The organism is Streptococcus sp. ELY_86 (assembly GCF_058314495.1).
On the sequence record NZ_JBZFUK010000002.1, the window covers coordinates 417982 to 439237 of the forward strand.

Below are 21256 nucleotides of genomic sequence, written 5' to 3' on the forward strand. Positions count from 1 at the left end.
TTTTTACAACTTAATTGTAACATAAAAGAAATATAATGCAATATAAACGTAATATAAATGAAATATTGTTTGACCTAATCTCACCAATAACAAGCAAGACTAAAACCTCTGTACGCTTTTGCAGCGCTCTTTCTCAGCGTGCTCATCAGTAGAAGAACCTTTTTAGCCACATGTCACTAAATAAAAAACCGAAACATTTGTCTCGGTCCTTTATTTAAGACACATCAGTGTCCTTGTTTCTTTTGACGGTGCTTTTCTTGCTTTTGCTGATATTTAAGAGTTTTTGCAGCATCGCGTTCCTCTTTGCTTTGCGATTTGCGCTCTTTTTTCAGGCTGTCATGAATCTCCTGCATAGCCATTTGCGCTTTAGTCGATGTGATATTCCAAAAATTAGACACAAACTCTAACGATTGAGGCGCTTTTCTATGAAATTAACTATCATATAAAAATAAGCTAACAATCTATAACTTAAAAAAGACGGAATATCTTGAACCAAGAATTTATCATACAAAATGTCTGCTGCTAAGGCTGTCTGGAGAGATTGAATCTGACCAGCAGCACGGCTAAAGCCAAACTGACTGCAAATAAAATAACAATCAGCAGCTGACTGTCTGCTATTGCCGGCCAGCTGAGCAAAAAACCTGCCGCCAGCACTCCCAGAAGAGCAATGACTAAGGACTTGGTAAAGCTGTGGCTGGTCTTATTAAATTTTTGAATACCGTAAATGCCAAGCAGCAGCAGAAAAATACCCAGATAAAGCAAGCAGACAGCAAAACTGTTCTGAGCCTCCTGACGCTCCAGAAAACCAAGCGACACTGTCACAAAACTCAATCCAAAAAAGATAGGATAGTGCCAGTAAATCAAACTATTAACAGCATATTCCTGCGTTTCCAAATCCAGCATGTGGTCAATCTCCACAATATAGACCATAAAAAGACTGGCAACAGAGACAAAGATTAAGAAAGATGACAAACCAAGGTGATTGGGAGCAAAGTAATCTGCAATACCGATAATCATTTCACCAAAAGTGATGATAACCAGAAGAGACAGGCGCTCAGCAAGGTGAGGAAAACTGACAGGCGTAACCCGTTCGTTGATGACTTCCGTTTTATTGTTTGCCAGAATTCCCGGCAAAATCCATGTTGCAATTACACTGACTGCAGCAACGATTAAACCAAACCTGTAAGGAAGAAATAAGGCAATCAGCAGTCCCAGCGAACGGCTGCTCAAAATATAAAAAAAGCGTATAATCAAGGCTTTGTCTGCCGGATTGTCAGTCTTAAAATACTGGGTAACGTACTGCAGCAAAAGCAAAAAAGAAATAACCGCAAAAGGCCCGTAAAAATAAAGAAAGCTTCGATGATTAAACTCACCTGTTATCGAAGTTAAAGAAATCAAGAGCATGCTCATCTGCGCAAACATAAATAAAATATTGGTCAGTGAGTTTTTACCGAAACGGTTGGTAAAGACGGTCTGAACCATCCATGAATTAATCATAATCACCATACCGATGGCAAAAGCCCAAAAGGACGCAAAAGGAACAATTCCTCCATGAACATGGTGAATCAGAGCTGTCTCCTTGCTGATTCCATAGACAAAAACCAAGTCATAAAAGAGCTCTGTCAGTTCAACTTTTTTGTGCTTAATAAGTGCAGTCATAAATCCTCCAAAATAGTTAGTACCTTATCATCTCAGTCCTGCTGCTTAATCGGGCAAAAATCGGCTTAGTTCCTCAGCAAAATGAGGATATCTTTGCACAGCAATCTGCGAAAAATCAGCCATAATATCGGATAAGGTAATATTAGCCATGGCCTTTTCAGCCGCTTCTTGTATTTCTTGATATCTGGCAGTCAAAACTTCTTGAACACCACTTGCGATGACACAGTCGGCATTGGTATTTCTGTCTACCTGCAGCAGGGTATTATTGGCCGGCAGGCTGTCAAAAATATCTAACAGGGTAATCTCTGAACTGTCTTTTGCCAACCGTGGCTGAGCCTTGCCGCGCTGGCTGACAATCAAGCCTGCTCTTCTCAGGTTGCCCATGATTTTACGGACATTGGAAGCATTGGTTTGAACGCTGGCTGCAATCATTTCACTTTTTAAAAAATCAGGATTGTTGGTACAGGACACATAAACCATGATATGGATGGCATCGCTGAATTGTACGGACTGTTTCATTTTGCTCCTTTCTAAAATTAATTTTTTCTTGAATTATTATATCAGAAAAGAAGAAAAATGGTGTATATAATGAAAATACATCTACAAACTGTAAAGCTGCCGGCCGGCCTTATTATTGTTACATAACATAAACTGAACAAACCTGTTGTGTGTTCTCTAGGCAAAATCAAAATCAGCAGATTTATCCTGTCAAGACCGGCAGCGGATGAGATTTTTTAGCTCAAATTCATTTTGACAAAAAAAGAACTGAACATATCAGTTCTTAACTTTTGATGTAAGAATAATCAGAAGTTTTATCCTTAAAGATTGCTTTACATCTTTTCTTCCAATTCAACATCCGGATATTTATCAGCAAACCAGCGCAAGGCAAAGTCATTTTCAAAGAGGAAGACGGGCTGATCAAAACGGTCACGCGCCAAGATATTGCGGCTGGAAGACATCCGCTCATCCAGATCTTCTTCCTTAATCCAGCGAACAGTCTTTTTGCCCATTGATGTCATGACAACTTCTGCATTGTATTCGTTCTCCATCCGGTGTTTAAAAACTTCAAACTGCAGCTGGCCGACCGCTCCCAGCATATATTCACCTGTCTGGTAATTTGTATAAAGCTGGATAGCTCCTTCCTGCACCAGCTGTTCAATCCCTTTATGAAAGGACTTTTGCTTCATGACATTTTTAGCTGCTACTTTCATAAATAATTCCGGTGTAAAGGTTGGCAGCGGTTCAAACTCAAATTTGTTCTTACCGACTGTCAAAGTATCGCCAACCTGATAGGTGCCTGTATCATAAACCCCGATAATATCACCGGCAACGGCATTGGTAACATTTTCCCTGCTTTCTGCCATGAATTGAGTAACATTTGACAGTTTGACACTTTTGCCGGTTCTGCTAAGGTTCACTGACATACCGCGTTCAAATTCTCCGGATACAATACGGACAAAGGCGATCCGGTCACGGTGTCTTGGATCCATGTTCGCCTGAATTTTAAAGACAAAGCCGGAAAAATCCTTATTGAGCGGATCAATCACACTTCCTTCGGTTGTTTTGTGCCCATGCGGTTCAGGCGCAAATTCCAAAAAGGTATCTAAGAATGTCTGAACGCCGAAATTAGTCAGGGCAGAGCCAAAGAAGACAGGGGTCAGCTCTCCTTTTAAAACGGCTTCTCTTGAAAATTCATTGCCGGCTTCCTGCAGCAGTTCGACATCTTCTAAGACCTGCTCATAAAAAGGATTATTGGCAAAAAGCTTGGCTCCTTTGTCAAAATCCGCAAAACGTTCATCACCCTTATAGAGTTCTAAACGCTTATTATACAGGTCATAAAGGCCTTCAAAAGATTTTCCCATTCCAATCGGCCAATTCATAGGGTAGCTGGCGATCCCAAGCACATCTTCTAATTCTTCCAAGAGATCGAGCGGCTCTCGGCCGTCACGGTCCAATTTGTTCATAAAGGTAAAGACCGGAATGCCGCGATGTTTAACAACTTCAAACAGCTTTTTGGTCTGCGCCTCGATCCCCTTAGCCGAATCCACAACCATAACGGCTGCATCTACGGCCATAAGTGTCCGGTAGGTATCTTCTGAGAAATCCTCATGCCCCGGTGTATCAAGGATGTTGACGCGCTTGCCGGCATAATCAAACTGCATAACAGATGATGTTACTGAAATACCGCGCTGCTTTTCAATATCCATCCAGTCTGATTTCGCAAAGGTTCCTGTTTTTTTCCCTTTAACCGTTCCTGCTTCACGAATTTCACCGCCAAAATAAAGCAGCTGCTCGGTAATTGTCGTTTTCCCCGCATCCGGGTGGCTGATGATGGCAAACGTTCGGCGTTTTTTGATTTCTTCTTGTAAATTCATAAGTCCTCTTTTTAGTTAATTGTACACAATTCTTTGATGCTTATCAGAGATGCATTTTTAATGATAATCTCTCTGCTGTTTCCAAGCATACCAACCCTACTAGTATACTTAATTTTCAGCTTTTTTTCAATCATCTTCAAAATCCGGCGGCTGTAAAAAACAAAAGAGCTGTTTTAATCAACTCTTTTGTACATTCTTTAAAAAACGGCTGTCTTTTCCTTTACCCTTTTGAAAATCTCATCAATCAGGAGCAGCATGGCAATTAAAACCAGAGACACTGCTGTGTAGCGCACCCATAGAGCACTCTGAGTGATGAAAGGGGTATAGCGCAGAATCCCGTAGTTACCACCGGTTACTTTATTGACCAGAACCAAGAAGAGATTGAGCACCAGCGTATAAACAGTTATACTGCGCCGGCTGAGCAAGCGGCTGTCATAGTGACTGAGCAGATAAACCAAACCATTAACCAATAGCGCATAATGTCCGGCAATAAAAGAAAAAGCGGTAATATGGGGAAAATCATAGGCATCCATGATGGGATAGCCCAAAGCAAAAATGGCTCCGCTTGTCCCCATCAAAGCAAAATACTGTTTGAGCTTTGTCCTATCAGGCAGCAGCAACAGAGCAAACATTGCCAGCCTGCAGTGGTAGAGCGGCAGACTGTTGGAAAGCGGAACAGCCGCAAACCCATACCAGGCATAAAGAGCTATCAGCTGAAAAGCCTGAAGGAGTATAAAAGCCTTAGTGTAAATAGGATTTTGATAATACTTAACAGAAATATAAATCAATGCAAACAGCACTGCCATCATCACAAGATACCACAAAAGAGAAATCTCGGGCGGCTGAGTCTGCTGAGAGGTTAAAAATGCCTTCATCCTGTCCTTTCTATGTATCTTTTATAAAGGCTTGCGCTGATTTCTTAGATTTCTGATTGACTGAGCTCTTCAACCCTTTCTGACCTGCCGGACCTTTCGGACCTTTCATCAGGAAGGGCAAAATAGTTAAAGAGTAAAATCGTGCAGATACTAAGGCTGACACCGTAGTCTTCGATCATAGCTGTCAAAAAAGCGGATAAAATAAAGATAAAATGATAAAGAGTGAATTTCTTTTTCAGCGTCTGAAAGCCAATCATAATTGGAAAGAGCAGATAAACTAAAATGCCCTGACGCATGAGAGAGTCAACATAGTAATTCTCGTTAAAAATTCTGCCTCCGTTGGCATAGTGCAGATCCGGAACCCGTCTGGGCAGGAGCTTAAAACCGTAAGCCTTGATATAAGCATGAGCATTTCTCAAACGGCCGGAGAACATCGAATTTAAAGAATCAAAAACAGATGACTCAGGCTTATAAAAATACGACAGCAGAGTGCCAAGCACAAAGATGAGCAAAATAGAGCGAAAAACAACTTTTCCCGATACCTTATACATCATCAATCGCTTTTTAAACAAGGAAACTATCAGGATAACTGCAAAAGTAAGAAAGCCTGTCCTTGAATCTGTTATTGAATAGACCAGAAGACCCAGCATAATCAGCCACAACACTTCAGACAAAGGCACTGTTTTCTTACGCATGAGTGAAAAGTCATAAAACAGACTCATGATAAACATACTCAAAGAATTGGGATGCATAAAACCGTAAGAATGGCGAAGCAGATGCTTTGCAGGCCTGTAAAGAGTAGCATCTGGTATTTTGCCGCTGATATAAAAGAGCAAAACCCCTATGGCTAAAAGTATTTTGGCATAAAAAATAATCGCAACCAAATTAGACTGCTTAGGATCAACCGAAACCGACAGCAAAAAGAAAGACAGCAGGGAAAAATCCGGAACAAAATCTAACAGATAAAACTGATAAGGGAGCAAAACCAAGCAGATTGCTACCGCAGCTGCCGCAAATAGTTTTTCCTTTGACAGCCTTGTTAAATAAAGGTGCCAGATAAAGGTCACAAGGCTCAGCAGCAGAGAAAACATACTGAACCCTATATAAGAATCCTCCGGCACAAAGCGCTTGATAAAATAAGTATAAACTGCAACGATAAAAGCAATACTGTAAAAACACTGGTAAACCCTATTGCCTTTGTTTTCCAGGAAAAAGTGCCACTCTTCCTTCATTAAATCCATTCTTCTTCTCCAAAATATTACATGTCAAAAGCATTGGCCGGCTGACCCAAAAACCAAAGGCAGCTAATCCGGTTTTGCTTCTAAAAGCTCTACAGCCTTGCCTAAATTCATCGAATTTGACCCTTTAAGAAGGATTTGATCCTCAGGCTGAAGGATTTCTTTAAGCCGCTCAAGCAGCTCTTCAAACTGATTTTGGTCTTTTGTCTTTTTGAAATAATAAACCTTACCCAGCGGAAATATCTGACCGGCTAACTGAGCTAAACCAGCAATGTCCTCCCCGTAAAAAATGACGGTATCTAAAACATCAGGATTCAGACTGGTAATCAGATCCTTATGCATTTGAACAGAATCAGGTCCTAACTCTTTCATATCGGCCAAAACAGCGATTTTTTTACCGCCCTCATTGCCTGGAATAGCCGAAAAAGTCTCCAAAATCAAACGCATGGCCGTAGGGTTGGCATTGTAAACATCTGAAAGGATATCAGCTCCGTTGGCTGCCTTTTTCCATTCTGTACGATTGCGGGTCAGCTGAAGCTCAGACAAAGAAGCAATAATCTTTTTTTCCGGAACATTGAGCAGCTTACCGACATAAGCGGCAATCATGGCATTGGCCGCATTGTACTTGCCGGTGACAGGCAATGTAACCTTCTCTTCTAAAAAATTCGTAGCAAAAGTCAGAAAATCTTTGTGCTCTTCCAATGCCGTCACATAAATATCTGCATCAGGGCCAAAGCGAATAACCTTTTGATTATCCGGCAGGAAACGGTTGATAATCTTGTCTGCCGGTGCAATCAAGATACCATGTCCGTCCATTCCTTGCGTAATCTGCATTTTTCCTTGGGCAATTTTTTCCCGGCTGCCAAAAAATTCTAAGTGTGCCTCACCAATTAAGGTCACCACAGCGATATGCGGATGAGCCAAATCGGACAGCAGCGCAATATCACCGAGGTGATCCTGCCCCATTTCAAGAACGATTTTTTCGGTATCATCCGGCATGTGCAAAACAGTATAAGGAAGACCGATTTCATTGTTGTAATTGCCTTGGGTTTTATAGGTTTTATAGGTCGCCGCCAAAATCTCTGCAATCATATCTTTAGTCGTTGTTTTGCCGTTTGATCCGGTTACTGCAATAACATCGACACGCATTTTTTCCAAATAATACCGGGCCAGAACCTGAAATGCTTTCAAACAGTCATCAACCAAAATATAAGGTTTGCTGCCGTCTAATTTTTTTTCGGAAAAAGCTGCCGCCGCTCCATTTGCAAAAGCTGTTTCAATGAAGTCGTGACCGTCACGCGCACCCTGAAGCGGTAAGAAAAGATCGCCTTCTGCAATTTTACGGCTGTCAAATTCAATCTGTCGGACAGGAATATCTTCAAAAGAGCTGATGTCATTTTGACTGCCGACAACCGAGGCAATTTCATGCAATGTTAGTTTCATAGTTATTCTCCTAAATAAGGGAGCAGGCCTTGGCTGTGATTTATGAAAAATCGGCTTTGCTGCCCTATATCCCAAAGGCTGATTGCAGTGAAGGTCCGTTAGCTTATGACCAGCCCCAATCAGCTTTCGGCTTAGCCGCTGCTGCTCAACAGAGTTAAAAGGCTGGAGCTTTCGCTCCCACCTCTTACGGGCTATCCACTTAAACCTATCTGCAAAATGTGCAGCAATCACCAGCGATGTCACTGACCTTTTGGCAGACTTCTTGAACCGCTAAAATCAAAATAGTGAATTCCAACGGTGAGTTCGGGATAAAGTTTTCTTCATTTCATTATAACATAAAACTAAGCGGGGTTTTGTCCTTAATTTGCTTCTTCTGCCGAATTTATTCCAGAATGCCTGCGCCACCATGATGACAGAATAGACCCTGAAATATTGTGCCAGATGGAAAAAATCGTTGACGGGATAGCTGCCTGAGGAAGAAAATATTTCATTGCCAAGGTTGCACCCAAGCTGGAATCCTGCATACCAACTTCAAAGGTAATCGCCTTTTGCTGCGGTTCTTCCAAATGCAGTAATTTTGAAAACAAAAAGCCCAGGCCGTAACCGCATAAATTATGCAGCATAACAACCGGAATAACCAGCGCTGTTGCGGCAGTAAAAATATTGGCATGGTTTGCTGAAACCACTGCACCGATGATTAAAAGAATAGCCATTTGCGATATCAAAGGCATTAGCTGAATCACAGCGTTGATCTTTCTGCCAAAGAGTGTATGAACAATGACACCCAGAATGATTGGCACGACAACAATCCGCAAAGTTGACAGAAAAAGACTGGCTGCCGGCACTGCAATATACTGTCCTGCCAGTACTGACAAAAGCAGCGGCAGCATGACAGGTGCAAGCAGGGTAGACAGGACTTCAATAGAAACATCTAAAGCAACATCACCGCCCGCAAGAAAGGCCATGACACTTGATGACGTTCCGCTGGGACAGGAACCAACCAAAATAACACCGGCAGCGGCAGCTCCTTTTAAGTGAAAAATCAAGCAAAGCAGCCAGGCCAGACCGGGCATAATGACGTAATGAGCCACTGTCCCCAATACTACAGGTACCGGACGTTTAGAAATTCTCAGGAAATCCTCAGTTGTCAGGGTCAGCCCCATGCCAAAGAGAATGATTCCTAAAAGGTAAGACGTATTAGGAATAACCCAGGTGCTGGTCTGCGGCAAAAAATAATTAAACACTGCCCATAGGACAACAACCAAGGTAAACCACTTACTGATCCAAGTGCTAAATTGCTGAAACTTTTTCATAAAAAATCCTCCTATATAATAATCACCTCCATTATAGTCCTCTTTTTTGAAATTTTCAAAAAATTCTTTTATTTTTTCTGAATATTTTCCGAAAAATTGTTTTGCTTGTCCAGCTGCAAGGCAATAAAAAAAGAGAGCAGAGCACTCTCTTTTATCCTTAGATTAAATGACTTTCCCGCTTGGCAAACATTTCTTTTGCCAGCTGAACTAATTTTTCAATTAATTCCGGGTAGCTGAGGCCCATATTCTCCCAAAGCAGAGGGTACATGGACCACTGAGTAAAACCGGGCATAGTATTGAGCTCATTGAGAAAAACATCGCCTTCTGCGGTCAAAAAGAAATCACAGCGTGATAAACCACAGCCGCCTAAAGTCCTGAAAGCTGCCGCAGCGTATGCTCGCATTTTTTCAGCGGCAGTATCATCGACCGCTGCCGGAATAGCCATGGTGATTTTGTTATCAATATACTTAGCTTCATAATCATAAAAGGCGACATCTTTGACAACTTCTCCCGGTAGGGTTGTTTGGATATCCTTGTTCCCCAAAATACCGACTTCAATTTCACGCGCATTGACACCTTGTTCAATTAAGATGCGGCTGTCATACTTCAAAGCAAGCTCAATAGCTGCTTTCAGCTCGGCCTGATGATCCGCCTTAGAAATACCCACACTTGATCCCATATTGGCAGGCTTTACAAATACAGGATAAGACAGTTTCGCCTCAATTTCAGCCAGCTTAGCTTCTAAATCTTCCCCTTCAACGAAGCTTACATAAGCAACTTGAGGAATAGCAGCGCTTTCTAAGACTTGCTTGGTTGTAATCTTGTCCATAGCGACACTTGAAGTCAGCACATTTGTTCCTACATAAGGCATCTTTAAAACTTCTAAAAAGCCCTGAACAGAACCATCTTCACCCATCGGTCCGTGAAGGACAGGAAAAACGACAGCGCCATCTTCGTAAATATCGCTAGGCTTAATTTTCTGAGAAGGAACAACTGTTTCATTAGTCATCAATTTTTCTGAGTCTGCAGGCTGACCGCTAAACTCCTGAGTCTTTATAAAATCACCTTCTTGAGTGATAAAATAGGTTTTGACCAAGAATTTATCGTAATTCACTGCCCGCATAACACTTTCAGCCGAGAGCACTGAAACGTCACGCTCAGCAGAACGGCCGCCATACAATAAAACAAGCGTTTCTTTAGACATAAGTATCCTTTTCTATTTTTCAGTAATTTCTTTTTAATCATATCATAATTAGGAAGCATTTTCAAAAAATATTGGAAAGCCCGCCGCAGACTGATATTTCAAAACTCGGCATCCGTTCATCCCAATCCAGCAAAAAACCAATTGGCTGATTCCAATTGGTCCATTTTATGGAAAATAGGCATAAGTTCTGCTCCTGCTGTCAGATTATCTGCGGCAGGCAGCACCCTTATTTTATAACTCTGTCCTGTTTTCGATGGCGCGCAGGAGGGTCACTTCGTCAGCGTATTCAATATCCGATCCTACTGCTAAGCCCCGAGCCAGACGGGTCACCTTGATTCCTGCCGGCTTTAGTACTCTGGAAATATACATAGCAGTTGCTTCTCCATCTGCTGTCGCATTGGTGGCAATGATAACTTCAGTAATACTGCTGTCATCCCGCAGACGCATAAGAAGGCTTTTCAGATTAATGTCATCCGGACCGACACCATTCATCGGAGAAATAAGCCCCTGTAAAACGTGATAAAGTCCGTGGTATTCCTGAATTTTTTCCATGGCTGACACATCCTTGCTGTCTTCTACCACAAGAATGGTTGAGTGATCTCTGCTATCGTCTGTACAGATACTGCAAGGATCATCATCGGTCAGATTGCCGCAGACTGAACAATAGGTCAGCTCCCGCTTAGCAGCCAGAAGATTTTTTGCAAAGTCATTGACATCCTCATCACTCATACCAATAGTATAAAAAGCTAAACGTGTCGCCGTTTTGATCCCAATTCCGGGCAGCTTGGTAAAGCTTTCAATCAATTTAGCTATGGGAGTTGGGTAGAGCATTCTTTCTTCCTCACTGTTTCATCGGATTCATTTTCTGATAAAGATTGATAATATCCCGTGTAATAGCATGGCTGGTTGTCCCGTGCAGGTCTGTTTCATGCGGCAGAACTACGGCTACCGCCACCTGCGGGTTGCTGCTTGGCGCATAGGCGACAACGTTCAGATTGGATGTGTAAACAGATTTGCCGTCTTCACCGGTAACATAGGCTTCAGCTGTCCCTGTTTTAGCAGAAATCGGAACACTGGCTCCATTGGCAAGCGTTTTACCCGTTGCATAACTGCCGCCATTAACAACATTATAGAAACCGTCTTTAATGATGGCCATATTATCACTGGAAATCGGCACTTCATTTAAGACCTTGGTATCGACAGACTGAACCAGACTGCCCAAACCGCCGGTCTTGTTATTGCCGTATATACCCTCAACTAAATGAGGCGCAATGCGTTTGCCGCCGTTAGCGACAGTCGCAGCATACTGAGCCAGCTGCATGGCCGTATAGTTGTCAAACTGGCCGAATGATTCTGTCAAGACATTGGCAGCATCAAACTTATCCGGCGTGTAGCCTTTTGATTCTCCCGGAAGGTCAATTTCAGTTGCCACACCAAGACCGTACTGGGCATAAGCTGTCCGCAGTTTTTCCATAGCACTTTCATAACCGTCTGAAGACAAGGTCATCCCGCTGTGGTAATCCTGCCCCATCAGTTTTAAAGCCAGCTGAACCATATAGGTATTGGACGAATATTCCAAAGACTGGCTGGCAGTCAGCGGAATTGAGCCATTGGTAAACCACGATTTGATGGGATTAGACCCTGCAAACTGGATGGCCTGGTCATTGATAACCTGATTGCCTGATAAGACACTATTTTCCCAGCCGGCAGTTAAGGTCGCTCCCTTAACTACAGAACCGGGTGTGAAAACTTCTGTAATGGTCCCCAGTGCATTGGATGAAACTTCTCCTGATTTCAGATCATGTTCTAAACCAGCCATAGACAAAACAGCACCCGTATTAGGATTTAAAACAACCGCATAGACACCTTCAGAATACTTGGTGTTTCCGGCCGCTAATTCTGATTTAAAATATCGGCTGAGAATCTGTTCAACACCCTTTTGAAATTCCAGATCAATGGTTAGTTTCAAATTTTTGCCCTTGGTTCCCTTGGCAGTGGTTTTATTGCTGACAATCTTGCCTTCTTTATTCACTTTAATGGACTGAATAGTTCGGCTGCCCTGCAGATAATCCTCATATTGTTTTTCCAAATAAGAAGTTCCGACACGGTCATTCAGCGAATAGCCTTTTTTGACATAGTCACTTGCTTCCTCAGCAGGCAGACCGGTTTTCTGGCTGGAAACCTTACCAATAATGGAGGTAATTGAATTTTTATCGGCCTTGCGCTCCCAGTCCGTCTTAACAGATATCCCTTCCAAATCTGACTTGCTGGTTGCCAGCACAGCGATTTGTTCGGCCGTCAGATCTCCCGTTGTCAAAGAGGCCGTGTTAAAGACTGATGTTGCATTCATCTGGCTGAAAATATAAATGATTTTTTCTTCATCCTCAGAATAATTAATCGCACTGTCCGGAACAGCTTTGACAGCATTGGCATAAATATCTGATTCTTTCAGATTATTGCCGAAATTATCATACTTTTTCTTATCCGGCAGCTTCTTAACCACTTTTTGATAGATCTTAGGATCCGCCAAATAATAATCTTTTTTCTGACGCTTAGTGACCTTGCTTTCCGTCAGCGTAACCATGCCTCCCAATTTTTGAGAATTCTTTTTGATGTCTTCAGCAGTCATCGTATTGCTTCTGGTGAAGGCAACAACTTCCTTGACCTCATTTTCAACCAGAGGAACACCCTTAGCATCATAAATCTGGCCTCTCGGGCTTGACGTTTTAATCGTATAATTCGTTGATTCCGTTAACTTGGCCTTGTAAAATTTAGCATCGTAGATCTGCATCTGTGCCAATCGTAACAGCAAGATTGTAAACAGAGCTACAATAAAGAAAAATAGGAGATTGATTCTGTTTGAGATAAGAACAAAAGTTCTGGACTGATTCTTTTTAGGTTTCTTGAGTTTACGTACCATTTTTCCTCCTATTTTGATGAAACTACGTCTTTTATTTTATCATAATTTAGCTAAAAACTTATGACTTTTCTTCAAACAGGGCAAAATTCCTGCAAAGAAAAAGCAAGACAGGAACTGAGCAAAGCTGATTTTGTCATACCTGTCTTACTTTTTGCGCTGCGGGTAAAAGGGGTATTCCCTATAGAAAATGAGATTGGACTTCAGCCAATCTCACTTGTTTCTCATTAGACAAACAATGCCGAACTTATTCTCCCAAGTAGTACTCAGCAGTCACGTTCAGATTTTCATCAAATTCAAATACCAATGGTGGGAAATTAGGGATTTCAACACTCATAATATCATCATCTGATAATTGTTTGATGTGCTTAACAAGGGCACGAATCGAATTACCGTGTGCACCGACAAAAACATTTTTGCCGTCTTTAAGTGCCGGAGCAATTTTATCTTCCCAGAATGGCAGAGCACGTTCAAGCGTTACTTTCAGGTTTTCAGCGTCCGGAACAATCGTATCATCAAGGTTTGCATAACGGCGGTCAGTGTGTGCAGAGTATTGATCGTCTTTAGCCATAGCCGGAGGCAAAACATCATAAGAACGACGCCAAATGTGAACTTGTTCATCACCGAATTGTTCAGCAGCTTCAGCCTTATTTTTACCAGTCAAACCACCGTAGTGGCGTTCATTCAAGCGCCATGATTTTTCAACAGGCACCCAAAGCTGATCAGAATATTCAAGAGCTAAGTTAGTTGTTTTGATGGCACGTGTCAAAACTGACGTGAAAGCGAGGTCAAATTCAATGCCTGCTTCTTTGATCAATTTACCGGCATCAATCGCCTGCTGAGTTCCTTTATCTGAAAGGTCAACATCAGCCCAGCCAGTGAAAAGGTTAGCCTTGTTCCATTCTGATTCACCGTGACGAGCAAATACTAATTTTACCATTAATGTTCTCCTTTATTTTTGACCAATGTCAAATAGTTTACTGTTTTATTTTACAAAAATATCGTGAAAAAATCTACTGCATTTTCGAAAAAGATTGAAATCTCCTGTTTCAAAAGCAAATGAAAGTTCTAAAATGAAGTTAGCCGCATGAGATCAGACAAAAACATCTCAGAGAGCTACAATTGTAATCACCACAACAACAATTAGAAAGCCTCTGAGATGCAGACACCAAAAGAAAAACATTTAGCATTAAAAGCACAGAAAAGTCTGAGCAGGTATTGCTTACAGATAACGAGTACTGACTGCTTTTACTAATGCAAAAGAGAATAAGCAAACCAAGCAAGCAATACAATGACACATATAAATGAAATAATAATGTTTTTACTGCGGTAAGAAACCAGTGCTAGTATACACCTACTTTAAGCAGTGCAGCAGCAATCCAATTTATTATTTTTTACAATTCATTAGACTTAGAAGCATTATGAAAACAAGGCCTCCAATGGCTCCAATAATATAATATTCCATATTTATAAGCCTATCTTATTAAAAATTTCATTCACCTATTACTTTTTAAGTATATGACAATAACAAAAAGAGATTGCAATATGAGCAAAGTAAATATAATTAACTTGGCGTCATTGTTGGGAATCAATACACACAATAAAGCTAGGAATATATAACTTAAAAATATATAGCGTCGATATTTCTCTAAAAACATAAGCAATCCTATTAAATCAATGGCCCACATTTATCATAACTTAATCCGGCCATCATACAGGCAAAGCCAGTACTCGCACCTACAGCTCCTGCTCCAGATACTGTTCCGAAGATAGGCACAGTTACCGTACCAAGCCCTGCACCTACAGCCGCTCCGCCAATGAATCCAAAAGTAGCTCCCGCAAGGCCGAGTAACAAGCCTCCCCCTTCAGCATTCGAAAGGACAGTCATATCTGCTACCTCAAAGTTGTCAAAGGCCATTGAATCCAAAGTTACCATATCTAAGCTTCTATCAGCTTGCAGCAAGCTCTTGAAGCGTTAATTTAGTATTTGAAAATTATTTTAACATTTGATGTTTCTAAATCAATACTATTTGACCGAATTTAACATAACTGTATAGTCTATGAAAAAACGTAAATTTTCCGAAAAAATATGGTAATAAAAAGAAACCGACACCCATAAGGAAGCCATAAAATCATAAGAAGATTCTCAAATAAGCTTGCAGCTGCTCATATCTAGTGTTACAATAGAAAAAATCATCTTTTTGGAGGCTCTATGGTTTCAACTCATACAACAATTGGTTCCTTTACCTTTGACAACTGTCTTATGAATGCCGCAGGTGTCTACTGCATGACACGCGAGGAATTAGACGCTATTGAACAGTCTGCAGCAGGGTCATTTGTGACTAAGACCGGCACTCTTGAAGAGCGTGCCGGCAACCCTGAACCCCGCTATGCAGATACAGCTCTGGGTTCTATTAATTCCATGGGTCTGCCTAACAAAGGCTTCCGGTATTATTTAGACTATGTTATTGAACTGCAGCACGAGCCTGACAGTAAAAATCATTTTCTTTCCCTCGTTGGTATGTCTCCTGAAGAGACCCATACCATCTTAAAAGCGGTCCAAGCTTCTGACTATCAAGGCTTGATCGAGCTCAATCTTTCCTGCCCAAATGTTCCCGGCAAACCGCAGATTGCTTATGATTTTGAAACGACTGACCAAATCCTCTCAGACGTTTTCTCCTATTTTACAAAACCTTTGGGGATTAAACTGCCGCCCTATTTTGATATTGTGCATTTTGATCAGGCAGCCGCTATTTTCAATAAATATCCTTTAACCTTTGTTAACTGTATCAATTCTATCGGCAATGGCTTAGTCATTGAAGATGAAGCAGTTGTTATCAAGCCTAAGAACGGCTTTGGCGGTCTTGGCGGTGACTATGTCAAACCAACAGCCTTGGCAAATGTCCATGCCTTTTACAAACGGCTGAATCCGTCTATTCAAATCATCGGAACAGGCGGCGTCAAAACCGGCCGCGATGCTTTTGAACATATTCTCTGCGGTGCCAGCATGGTACAGATCGGAACTGCCCTTCATCAGGAAGGCCCGGAAGTTTTCGAACGCATTACCAAAGAACTAAAAGACATCATGGCTGCCAAAGGTTATGACAGCTTAGAAGATTTCCGCGGCAAGCTGACCTATATCGACTAATTTTTTCAAGAAGAGTTTGGACCAAAAGTCCCAAACTCTTTCAATTTATAAAGTATCACATATTTAACGCAGTGGTTGTGAGTAAGACTTGTTGGCTTAGCCGACTTAGTCTTACCCCTGCACAGTTCATTAGATGCTTTAGCACCAATGAACCACTGCTAATTGGAAGTCCTTATCCCTTGCTACGCAAGTGATAGCGGATATTTGAAGCTAACTTAGTTAGCTTTATTATCACTCTCAAAAGGTCTGGGAGACCTTTTGAGCTAATAAACTGTGCGGAGGTGGGATAGAAATTATCCAGTGGATGATTTCTACCTGAGCCTTAAAATAGGAGAGCGAGGAAAATCGAAATCGCCATTTCATGACGATTTACCGATTTTTGTCCCACTCTCTTTTTATTTGCCTCTTTCGGCAGCACTTCTGCTATAATGGAAGCAAGAATCTAAAGGAGGGGTTACATGTCAAAATTATTATCACCTGCTCACGTTGCAGGTCTTTCACTGAAAAACCGAGTCGTTATGCCGCCCATGTGTATGTATGTTGTTGACAAAGAAGACGGAAAAGTCACACCGTTTCACCATGCGCATTACGGTGCCCGTGCAATCGGGCAGGTCGGCTTGATTATTTTAGAAGCAACAGCTGTAGAGCCCGACGGCCGTTTAACTAATAATGACTTAGGTATTTGGAGTGATGAACATATTCCGGGACTCAAAAGTTTGGTAGATGAGCTGCATGCTTTCGGAGCCAAAGTCGGAGTACAGTTAGGGCATGGCGGCCGAAAAGCGGCTGATGCCAAGGATAAGATTGCTCCCAGTCCTACTGCCTACAATCAGGACTATGGAGTCCCGCGCGAAATGACACTCACAGATATTGAACGGGTTCAAAAATCTTTTGCTGCCGCAGCCGGGCGCGCCCATAAAGCCGGCTTTGATATGGTTGAGCTGCACGGGGCTCATGGCTATCTCATCAATCAATTTTTGGAACCTCTGACCAACCACCGCAAGGATCGTTACGGCGGCAGCTTGGAAAATCGTTATCGCTTTGTTCAAGAGATGCTGCCTCATATAAAAGATGCTTTTAAGGGGCCTGTCTGGATGCGTTTATCCTTGACTGCTTATGATGATACACAGCAGCAAAATACTATTGAAGACTGGCAGACCATCGGACAGTGGCTTGAGCGTGATGGGATCAGCTGTATTGATGTTTCAACAGGCGGGCTGCTCGACGTTCGCCCAAACATTCCCATTTATGGCGGCTATCAAGCACCCTACACCAGCCTAATGAAGGAAGCTGTCTCCATTCCTGCTACTGCTGTTGGGCTGCTGAATTCTCCGGAATTAGATGAATACCTCTTGCAAACTAAGCAGGCAGATTTGATTGAAATCGGCCGCGGCCTGATTCGAAACGTTAACTGGCTGAGTGACGCCGCCAGTGTTTTGCACGATCACCAGTTTAAGCCTTACAACAATTCTTATCAACGCGGACAGATAAAATAAATGCAAAAAGCACCAACAGTAAAAGTTAAACCGTGGGTGCTTTTTAAATGTCTTCTTGTTTATCGGCTGAGACTGCCGAATCCTTTTGTGTCCTTGTTCCAGAAGCCGTCATTGTTTTGCTGATAACGACAGCACTAATTATTTTGGCAAGGGAAAAGACCATCAAAAAAATGAGAAAAATTTTTTCCATAACAGCTCCTTTTTTCTTTTATTAGAATATATCAAAAAATGGCTAGCTCCGTCTCTTCAGAAAATGGAATCATACCACCTGATTTTTTAAGCTTTTATTTCATTTTTTCTCTTTTTTGGCAGTCCGGGCAAAGACCGTACATCAGAAGCTGTGTCCGTGTGATGTCGTAACCCGTCTGCTGGTGCGCTTCCCTCTCAATTAAAGAAAGGTCGGCATCTGCAAAATCTGTAATCTTGCCGCAAGACTCACAGACAACATGCAGATGATCATCCCCCATAAAGTCAAAATAAGCCGTATTGTCATTGCTGAGTTTGAGCTCTGCAACAAACCCTTCATCTATCAAGACTTTGAGATTGTTATAGACGGTCGCTAAACTCATGCTGGGATACTGAGGAAGAAGGTCGCGGTAAATCTGTTCTGCGCTCGGATGATGGTGAGCATTAATCATATAAACAATAACGGCCTTCCGGGTCTCTGTAATACGGATATGCTTTCTTTTAAGATGTGTCAGCACACGATTATATGCCGCCTGTTTTGGATCATTGTCATAGACATGCAGTGCCATTCTTAATCCCAGCTCCTTTCTGCTTTATCTTTTTCTATTATACACTATTTTCGCTTAAAGGCGAAAATAGAAAGCTCAAACAGCAGGATAATGGCACAGTGCCAGCTCATTTTAACAGTATCTGACGGCTGTTGTTTTGATGTCAGATCAAAGCGGCAGCAAAAACCCTGCCCGTATGGGCAGGGTTTTTAGACTGGGCTATAATTATTTTACAGCGTCTTTAAGAGCTTTACCAGCTTTGAATGCCGGAACTTTAGAAGCTTTAATTTCGATTTCTTCACCTGTTTGAGGGTTGCGACCTTTGCGTGCTGCACGTTCGCGAACTTCGAAGTTACCAAAACCGATAAGTTGCACTTTTTCACCTTTTGCAAGGTATTCAGATACTGCTGAAAATACAGCATCAACTGCTGCAGCTGAATCTTTCTTAGTCAATTCAGTAGCTTCAGCAACTTTTGCGATCAAATCTTGTTTGTTAGCCATTTAACAAATCCTCCAATAATTTTATAAGCCTTATAGGCTTTAACAGATTCTATCATACCTAAAAAACCTAGATAGGTCAAGTATTTAATGCCTTTTTACCGATTTTTCTTTAAAATATCAAAGTTTATTTCATCAGTCGCTAGATTGATGGCTGTCGATTTCAAATAAAGGCCGCTGTCATTGTCAATCGCTTGCAGATTAATGTTGACAACAGATTTCTTAGGAAGAATTTCAACAAAGTCCGGCAGCTTGTAGCTGGATTTGATATAGCTGAGCACCTCAGCTTCCGGTAAAGGCAGGTTGCCCACCGACATTGATGTTACTTTAAGCTGAATAGCTCCGCTTTTTAGATGATAAGGCTCAAAATAGATGTAAAGCGGCACTTCCGTTCCCAGAAGTTTATAGCTTCCCTGAAATTCAATGTTCGTGGATGTCAGACGCACATTGTAGCCCATATCTTCGGACTGATAATCATCTAAATAGCTGGTCAGGGTCTGGTTGAGCTCTTCTTTAGTCGTCGTAATAGTGCCGACCTTAATCGGATTTTTTACTGTTTGACTGCTCTTAGTATCACTTGCGGAGCCCCCCGTTACTCGGATGATAATAATGCTCCAAAAAGCAATATTAACAGCCAACAAAAGCAGGAAAGCCCACTTCCACCAGTTCCTTTTAGTTCCAATTTTTCTTTGTTTCACTGATTTTCTCCATTACTGCTTTTGACATAATCTGATAACCGACATTATTGGGATGGAAACGATCATCTTCGGAAAGAAGATTGTTGGTTATCTGGCCGGAATCACTCTCACTGCTTGGTGCTTCAACAGCCGTCTGACCGCCGTCAACACCCTTATAAAGTAATTCATTAATCGAGACAAAATAAACATTTTTATATTCTGCAGTGACTTTCTGCGTTCCTTCATTCCACTTATCAATAATTTCCTGCATTTGTGTCAAATCAGGAAAATTTAGATAGTAGGGATTGTAGATGCCGACCACATAAATAGGCAGGTCTTTATTGTCCTGTCTGGCCAGCTCAATAATTTTTCTCAGATGTTTCTGATAAATCTGAGCCGGTTTTGTAAAAGACGATGCTTTCAAATTAGCTAAATCCTTGCGGATAACAGCCATAACATCATTGCCCCCGACTGTCAGCGTCATCAAATTAGCCCTTGTAAGGCTTTTTTGAATTTGTTCTTCTTCTGACATCCGTGCCAAAATCTGCTGGCTGGTATTGCCTGAAACCCCGTAATTATTGCTGGCCACATCATAATGGTAGCTCGTCTGCAGCTCATGTGACAGCAGCGGAATAAAGCCGCCCTGCTCTGTCGTGTCCCCGACGCCTTCTGTCAGCGAATCACCGATTGCCACATAATTAAACGTCGCCGATTTCTTTATGGACAGCTTGTTTCCCACATTTTTTAAACTAGCTTCTTGAGTTGGGATTAAAAAGTAAAATAAGAGACCGAAAATAAGAAGGCTTGCAAGAAAAAAAGCAAGTCCTTTAGGAAGTTTTTTATTCATAGTGCACCATCACCGCAAAAGCTCCTTCACCTGTGTGAGTCTGAATGACTGAGCCAGTTTCAAAAACAGCAATTTCCTTTTCAACATAGGCCTGCAGCTTGTCTCTGAGACCGTTGGCAAGTTCTGCCGTTCCCGCATACGAAATACCAATCTCAGCAACTTTCCGGTTTTTGATATGGCTAATGAAACTATCCAGCCATTTGTTGAAAGTCTTATTGCCCCGCCCTTTGGCAACCGGATTTAGAACATGGTCTTTAAGCTCCATGACAACTCTGATATTAAGCAAGGAAGTGATCAGACCTGTTACACGGCCGATTCTGCCGCCTTTGACAAGGTTCTCCAATGTTGAGACGCCAATGAACAGCTCTGTTTTCTTTTTAACCTCTTCAATCTTGGCTAGAACCTCTTCCAGACTGCTGCCGCTTTTAGCCGCCCGCGCTGCTGCAACAACCTGGAATTTCATAGCCTGATCCGTAAAAGAAGAGTCCAAAACAGTAACATCTGCCCCGGCAATATTGGCTCCCTGACGCGATGCTTCAACGGTTCCCGATAAGGCGTGAGTAATATGGATGGCAACAATATGCTCTGCACCTTCTTTTAGAAGATGCTCATACGTCTCAGCAAATAAGCCCACAGGCGGCTGGCTGGTTTTAGGAAGTGTCTTGCTGTTTTTAGCCAGCGTGCGAAATTTGCCTTCCTCCTTAAGGTTATTATCGGAATAAATTTCACCGTCAACCATAACCGTTAAAGGGACGACCGTAATATCCAGTTCCTTGACCAATTCAGGTTCGATCGTAATAGATGAATCGGTGACAATTTTAATTTTGCTCAT

At 41.9% G+C, this 21256-nt stretch carries 21 protein-coding genes and 1 pseudogene; 3 read left to right on the forward strand and 19 right to left on the reverse strand.

Features of this window, described 5'->3' with window-relative positions:
• Window positions 1-224 precede the first annotated feature (224 nt).
• The 11 genes and pseudogenes from AC4HAN_RS04930 to pbp2b all read right to left on the reverse strand — a co-directional run.
• Window positions 225-374: pseudogene (locus AC4HAN_RS04930) on the reverse strand (DUF2992 family protein); the annotation flags it as partial.
• Between the two features lie 148 nt (window positions 375-522).
• Window positions 523-1659, reverse strand: coding sequence for a low temperature requirement protein A (locus tag AC4HAN_RS04935; protein ID WP_491091483.1), 1137 nt, complete (start codon window positions 1657-1659; stop codon window positions 523-525).
• A 45-nt stretch (window positions 1660-1704) separates the two neighbouring features.
• Entirely contained in the window at window positions 1705-2178 is a 474-nt protein-coding gene (locus AC4HAN_RS04940) for an Rrf2 family transcriptional regulator (protein WP_491091484.1), read from the reverse strand.
• Window positions 2179-2489: 311 nt separating this feature from the next.
• Entirely contained in the window at window positions 2490-4034 is a 1545-nt protein-coding gene (locus AC4HAN_RS04945; protein ID WP_491091485.1) for a peptide chain release factor 3, read from the reverse strand.
• Window positions 4035-4231: 197 nt separating this feature from the next.
• The gene (locus tag AC4HAN_RS04950; protein ID WP_491091486.1) at window positions 4232-4909 is read right to left on the reverse strand and encodes a YwaF family protein; all 678 of its coding nucleotides are present in this window, start codon (window positions 4907-4909) and stop codon (window positions 4232-4234) included.
• Between the two features lie 44 nt (window positions 4910-4953).
• Window positions 4954-6150: a hypothetical protein gene (locus AC4HAN_RS04955; RefSeq protein ID WP_491091487.1), complete on the reverse strand. Its 1197-nt coding sequence runs from the start codon at window positions 6148-6150 to the stop codon at window positions 4954-4956.
• A 63-nt stretch (window positions 6151-6213) separates the two neighbouring features.
• The gene (locus tag AC4HAN_RS04960) at window positions 6214-7590 is read right to left on the reverse strand and encodes a UDP-N-acetylmuramoyl-tripeptide--D-alanyl-D-alanine ligase (protein ID WP_491091488.1); all 1377 of its coding nucleotides are present in this window, start codon (window positions 7588-7590) and stop codon (window positions 6214-6216) included.
• Window positions 7591-7949: 359 nt separating this feature from the next.
• Window positions 7950-8903, reverse strand: coding sequence for a bile acid:sodium symporter family protein (locus tag AC4HAN_RS04965; protein WP_491091489.1), 954 nt, complete (start codon window positions 8901-8903; stop codon window positions 7950-7952).
• A gap of 157 nt (window positions 8904-9060) precedes the next feature.
• A complete protein-coding gene (locus AC4HAN_RS04970; protein ID WP_491091490.1) occupies window positions 9061-10107 on the reverse strand; it encodes a D-alanine--D-alanine ligase in 1047 nt (348 codons plus the stop codon).
• A 231-nt stretch (window positions 10108-10338) separates the two neighbouring features.
• Window positions 10339-10938, reverse strand: a complete 600-nt coding sequence (gene recR, locus AC4HAN_RS04975; protein WP_491091491.1) for a recombination mediator RecR — start codon at window positions 10936-10938, stop codon at window positions 10339-10341.
• A 10-nt stretch (window positions 10939-10948) separates the two neighbouring features.
• Window positions 10949-13027: a penicillin-binding protein PBP2B gene (gene pbp2b / locus AC4HAN_RS04980; protein WP_491091492.1), complete on the reverse strand. Its 2079-nt coding sequence runs from the start codon at window positions 13025-13027 to the stop codon at window positions 10949-10951.
• Between the two features lie 60 nt (window positions 13028-13087).
• Here pbp2b and AC4HAN_RS04985 point away from each other — a divergent pair, with 60 nt between their 5' ends.
• Window positions 13088-13255, forward strand: a complete 168-nt coding sequence (locus AC4HAN_RS04985; protein WP_491091493.1) for a hypothetical protein — start codon at window positions 13088-13090, stop codon at window positions 13253-13255.
• Between the two features lie 16 nt (window positions 13256-13271).
• Here the strand turns inward: AC4HAN_RS04985 and AC4HAN_RS04990 are convergent, their stop codons facing one another.
• A complete protein-coding gene (locus AC4HAN_RS04990) occupies window positions 13272-13964 on the reverse strand; it encodes a phosphoglycerate mutase (protein ID WP_491091494.1) in 693 nt (230 codons plus the stop codon).
• 729 nt (window positions 13965-14693) lie between these two features.
• Window positions 14694-14960, reverse strand: a complete 267-nt coding sequence (locus tag AC4HAN_RS04995) for a bacteriocin (RefSeq protein WP_491091495.1) — start codon at window positions 14958-14960, stop codon at window positions 14694-14696.
• 276 nt (window positions 14961-15236) lie between these two features.
• Here AC4HAN_RS04995 and AC4HAN_RS05000 point away from each other — a divergent pair, with 276 nt between their 5' ends.
• The gene (locus tag AC4HAN_RS05000; RefSeq protein WP_491091496.1) at window positions 15237-16172 is read left to right on the forward strand and encodes a dihydroorotate oxidase; all 936 of its coding nucleotides are present in this window, start codon (window positions 15237-15239) and stop codon (window positions 16170-16172) included.
• A 458-nt stretch (window positions 16173-16630) separates the two neighbouring features.
• Window positions 16631-17668: an oxidoreductase gene (locus AC4HAN_RS05005; protein WP_491091497.1), complete on the forward strand. Its 1038-nt coding sequence runs from the start codon at window positions 16631-16633 to the stop codon at window positions 17666-17668.
• Window positions 17669-17711: 43 nt separating this feature from the next.
• Here AC4HAN_RS05005 and AC4HAN_RS05010 read toward each other — a convergent pair whose 3' ends face one another.
• From AC4HAN_RS05010 to AC4HAN_RS05035, 6 genes are all read right to left on the reverse strand, one after another.
• A complete protein-coding gene (locus AC4HAN_RS05010; RefSeq protein WP_491091498.1) occupies window positions 17712-17858 on the reverse strand; it encodes a hypothetical protein in 147 nt (48 codons plus the stop codon).
• A gap of 94 nt (window positions 17859-17952) precedes the next feature.
• Window positions 17953-18423: a Fur family transcriptional regulator gene (locus AC4HAN_RS05015; protein WP_491091499.1), complete on the reverse strand. Its 471-nt coding sequence runs from the start codon at window positions 18421-18423 to the stop codon at window positions 17953-17955.
• 204 nt (window positions 18424-18627) lie between these two features.
• A complete protein-coding gene (locus AC4HAN_RS05020) occupies window positions 18628-18903 on the reverse strand; it encodes an HU family DNA-binding protein (protein ID WP_027975724.1) in 276 nt (91 codons plus the stop codon).
• Window positions 18904-18998: 95 nt separating this feature from the next.
• A complete protein-coding gene (locus AC4HAN_RS05025; protein ID WP_491091500.1) occupies window positions 18999-19598 on the reverse strand; it encodes a YpmS family protein in 600 nt (199 codons plus the stop codon).
• Entirely contained in the window at window positions 19573-20424 is an 852-nt protein-coding gene (locus AC4HAN_RS05030) for an SGNH/GDSL hydrolase family protein (protein ID WP_491091501.1), read from the reverse strand. The genes AC4HAN_RS05025 and AC4HAN_RS05030 overlap by 26 nt, the downstream gene beginning before the upstream one ends.
• Complete coding sequence (locus AC4HAN_RS05035; protein ID WP_491091502.1) at window positions 20417-21256, reverse strand: DegV family protein; 840 nt, start codon at window positions 21254-21256, stop codon at window positions 20417-20419. The genes AC4HAN_RS05030 and AC4HAN_RS05035 overlap by 8 nt, the downstream gene beginning before the upstream one ends.

Coding starts and splice junctions, on each gene's coding strand:
- AC4HAN_RS04935 (WP_491091483.1), bottom strand. CDS start 1,659: ATGACTGCACTTATTAAGCACAAAAAAGTTGAACTGACAGAGCTCTTT.
- AC4HAN_RS04940 (WP_491091484.1), bottom strand. CDS start 2,178: ATGAAACAGTCCGTACAATTCAGCGATGCCATCCATATCATGGTTTAT.
- AC4HAN_RS04945 (WP_491091485.1), bottom strand. CDS start 4,034: ATGAATTTACAAGAAGAAATCAAAAAACGCCGAACGTTTGCCATCATC.
- AC4HAN_RS04950 (WP_491091486.1), bottom strand. CDS start 4,909: ATGAAGGCATTTTTAACCTCTCAGCAGACTCAGCCGCCCGAGATTTCT.
- AC4HAN_RS04955 (WP_491091487.1), bottom strand. CDS start 6,150: ATGGATTTAATGAAGGAAGAGTGGCACTTTTTCCTGGAAAACAAAGGC.
- AC4HAN_RS04960 (WP_491091488.1), bottom strand. CDS start 7,590: ATGAAACTAACATTGCATGAAATTGCCTCGGTTGTCGGCAGTCAAAAT.
- AC4HAN_RS04965 (WP_491091489.1), bottom strand. CDS start 8,903: ATGAAAAAGTTTCAGCAATTTAGCACTTGGATCAGTAAGTGGTTTACC.
- AC4HAN_RS04970 (WP_491091490.1), bottom strand. CDS start 10,107: ATGTCTAAAGAAACGCTTGTTTTATTGTATGGCGGCCGTTCTGCTGAG.
- recR (WP_491091491.1), bottom strand. CDS start 10,938: ATGCTCTACCCAACTCCCATAGCTAAATTGATTGAAAGCTTTACCAAG.
- pbp2b (WP_491091492.1), bottom strand. CDS start 13,027: ATGGTACGTAAACTCAAGAAACCTAAAAAGAATCAGTCCAGAACTTTT.
- AC4HAN_RS04985 (WP_491091493.1), top strand. CDS start 13,088: ATGACTTTTCTTCAAACAGGGCAAAATTCCTGCAAAGAAAAAGCAAGA.
- AC4HAN_RS04990 (WP_491091494.1), bottom strand. CDS start 13,964: ATGGTAAAATTAGTATTTGCTCGTCACGGTGAATCAGAATGGAACAAG.
- AC4HAN_RS04995 (WP_491091495.1), bottom strand. CDS start 14,960: ATGGTAACTTTGGATTCAATGGCCTTTGACAACTTTGAGGTAGCAGAT.
- AC4HAN_RS05000 (WP_491091496.1), top strand. CDS start 15,237: ATGGTTTCAACTCATACAACAATTGGTTCCTTTACCTTTGACAACTGT.
- AC4HAN_RS05005 (WP_491091497.1), top strand. CDS start 16,631: ATGTCAAAATTATTATCACCTGCTCACGTTGCAGGTCTTTCACTGAAA.
- AC4HAN_RS05010 (WP_491091498.1), bottom strand. CDS start 17,858: ATGGAAAAAATTTTTCTCATTTTTTTGATGGTCTTTTCCCTTGCCAAA.
- AC4HAN_RS05015 (WP_491091499.1), bottom strand. CDS start 18,423: ATGGCACTGCATGTCTATGACAATGATCCAAAACAGGCGGCATATAAT.
- AC4HAN_RS05020 (WP_027975724.1), bottom strand. CDS start 18,903: ATGGCTAACAAACAAGATTTGATCGCAAAAGTTGCTGAAGCTACTGAA.
- AC4HAN_RS05030 (WP_491091501.1), bottom strand. CDS start 20,424: ATGAATAAAAAACTTCCTAAAGGACTTGCTTTTTTTCTTGCAAGCCTT.
- AC4HAN_RS05035 (WP_491091502.1), bottom strand. CDS start 21,256: ATGAGCAAAATTAAAATTGTCACCGATTCATCTATTACGATCGAACCT.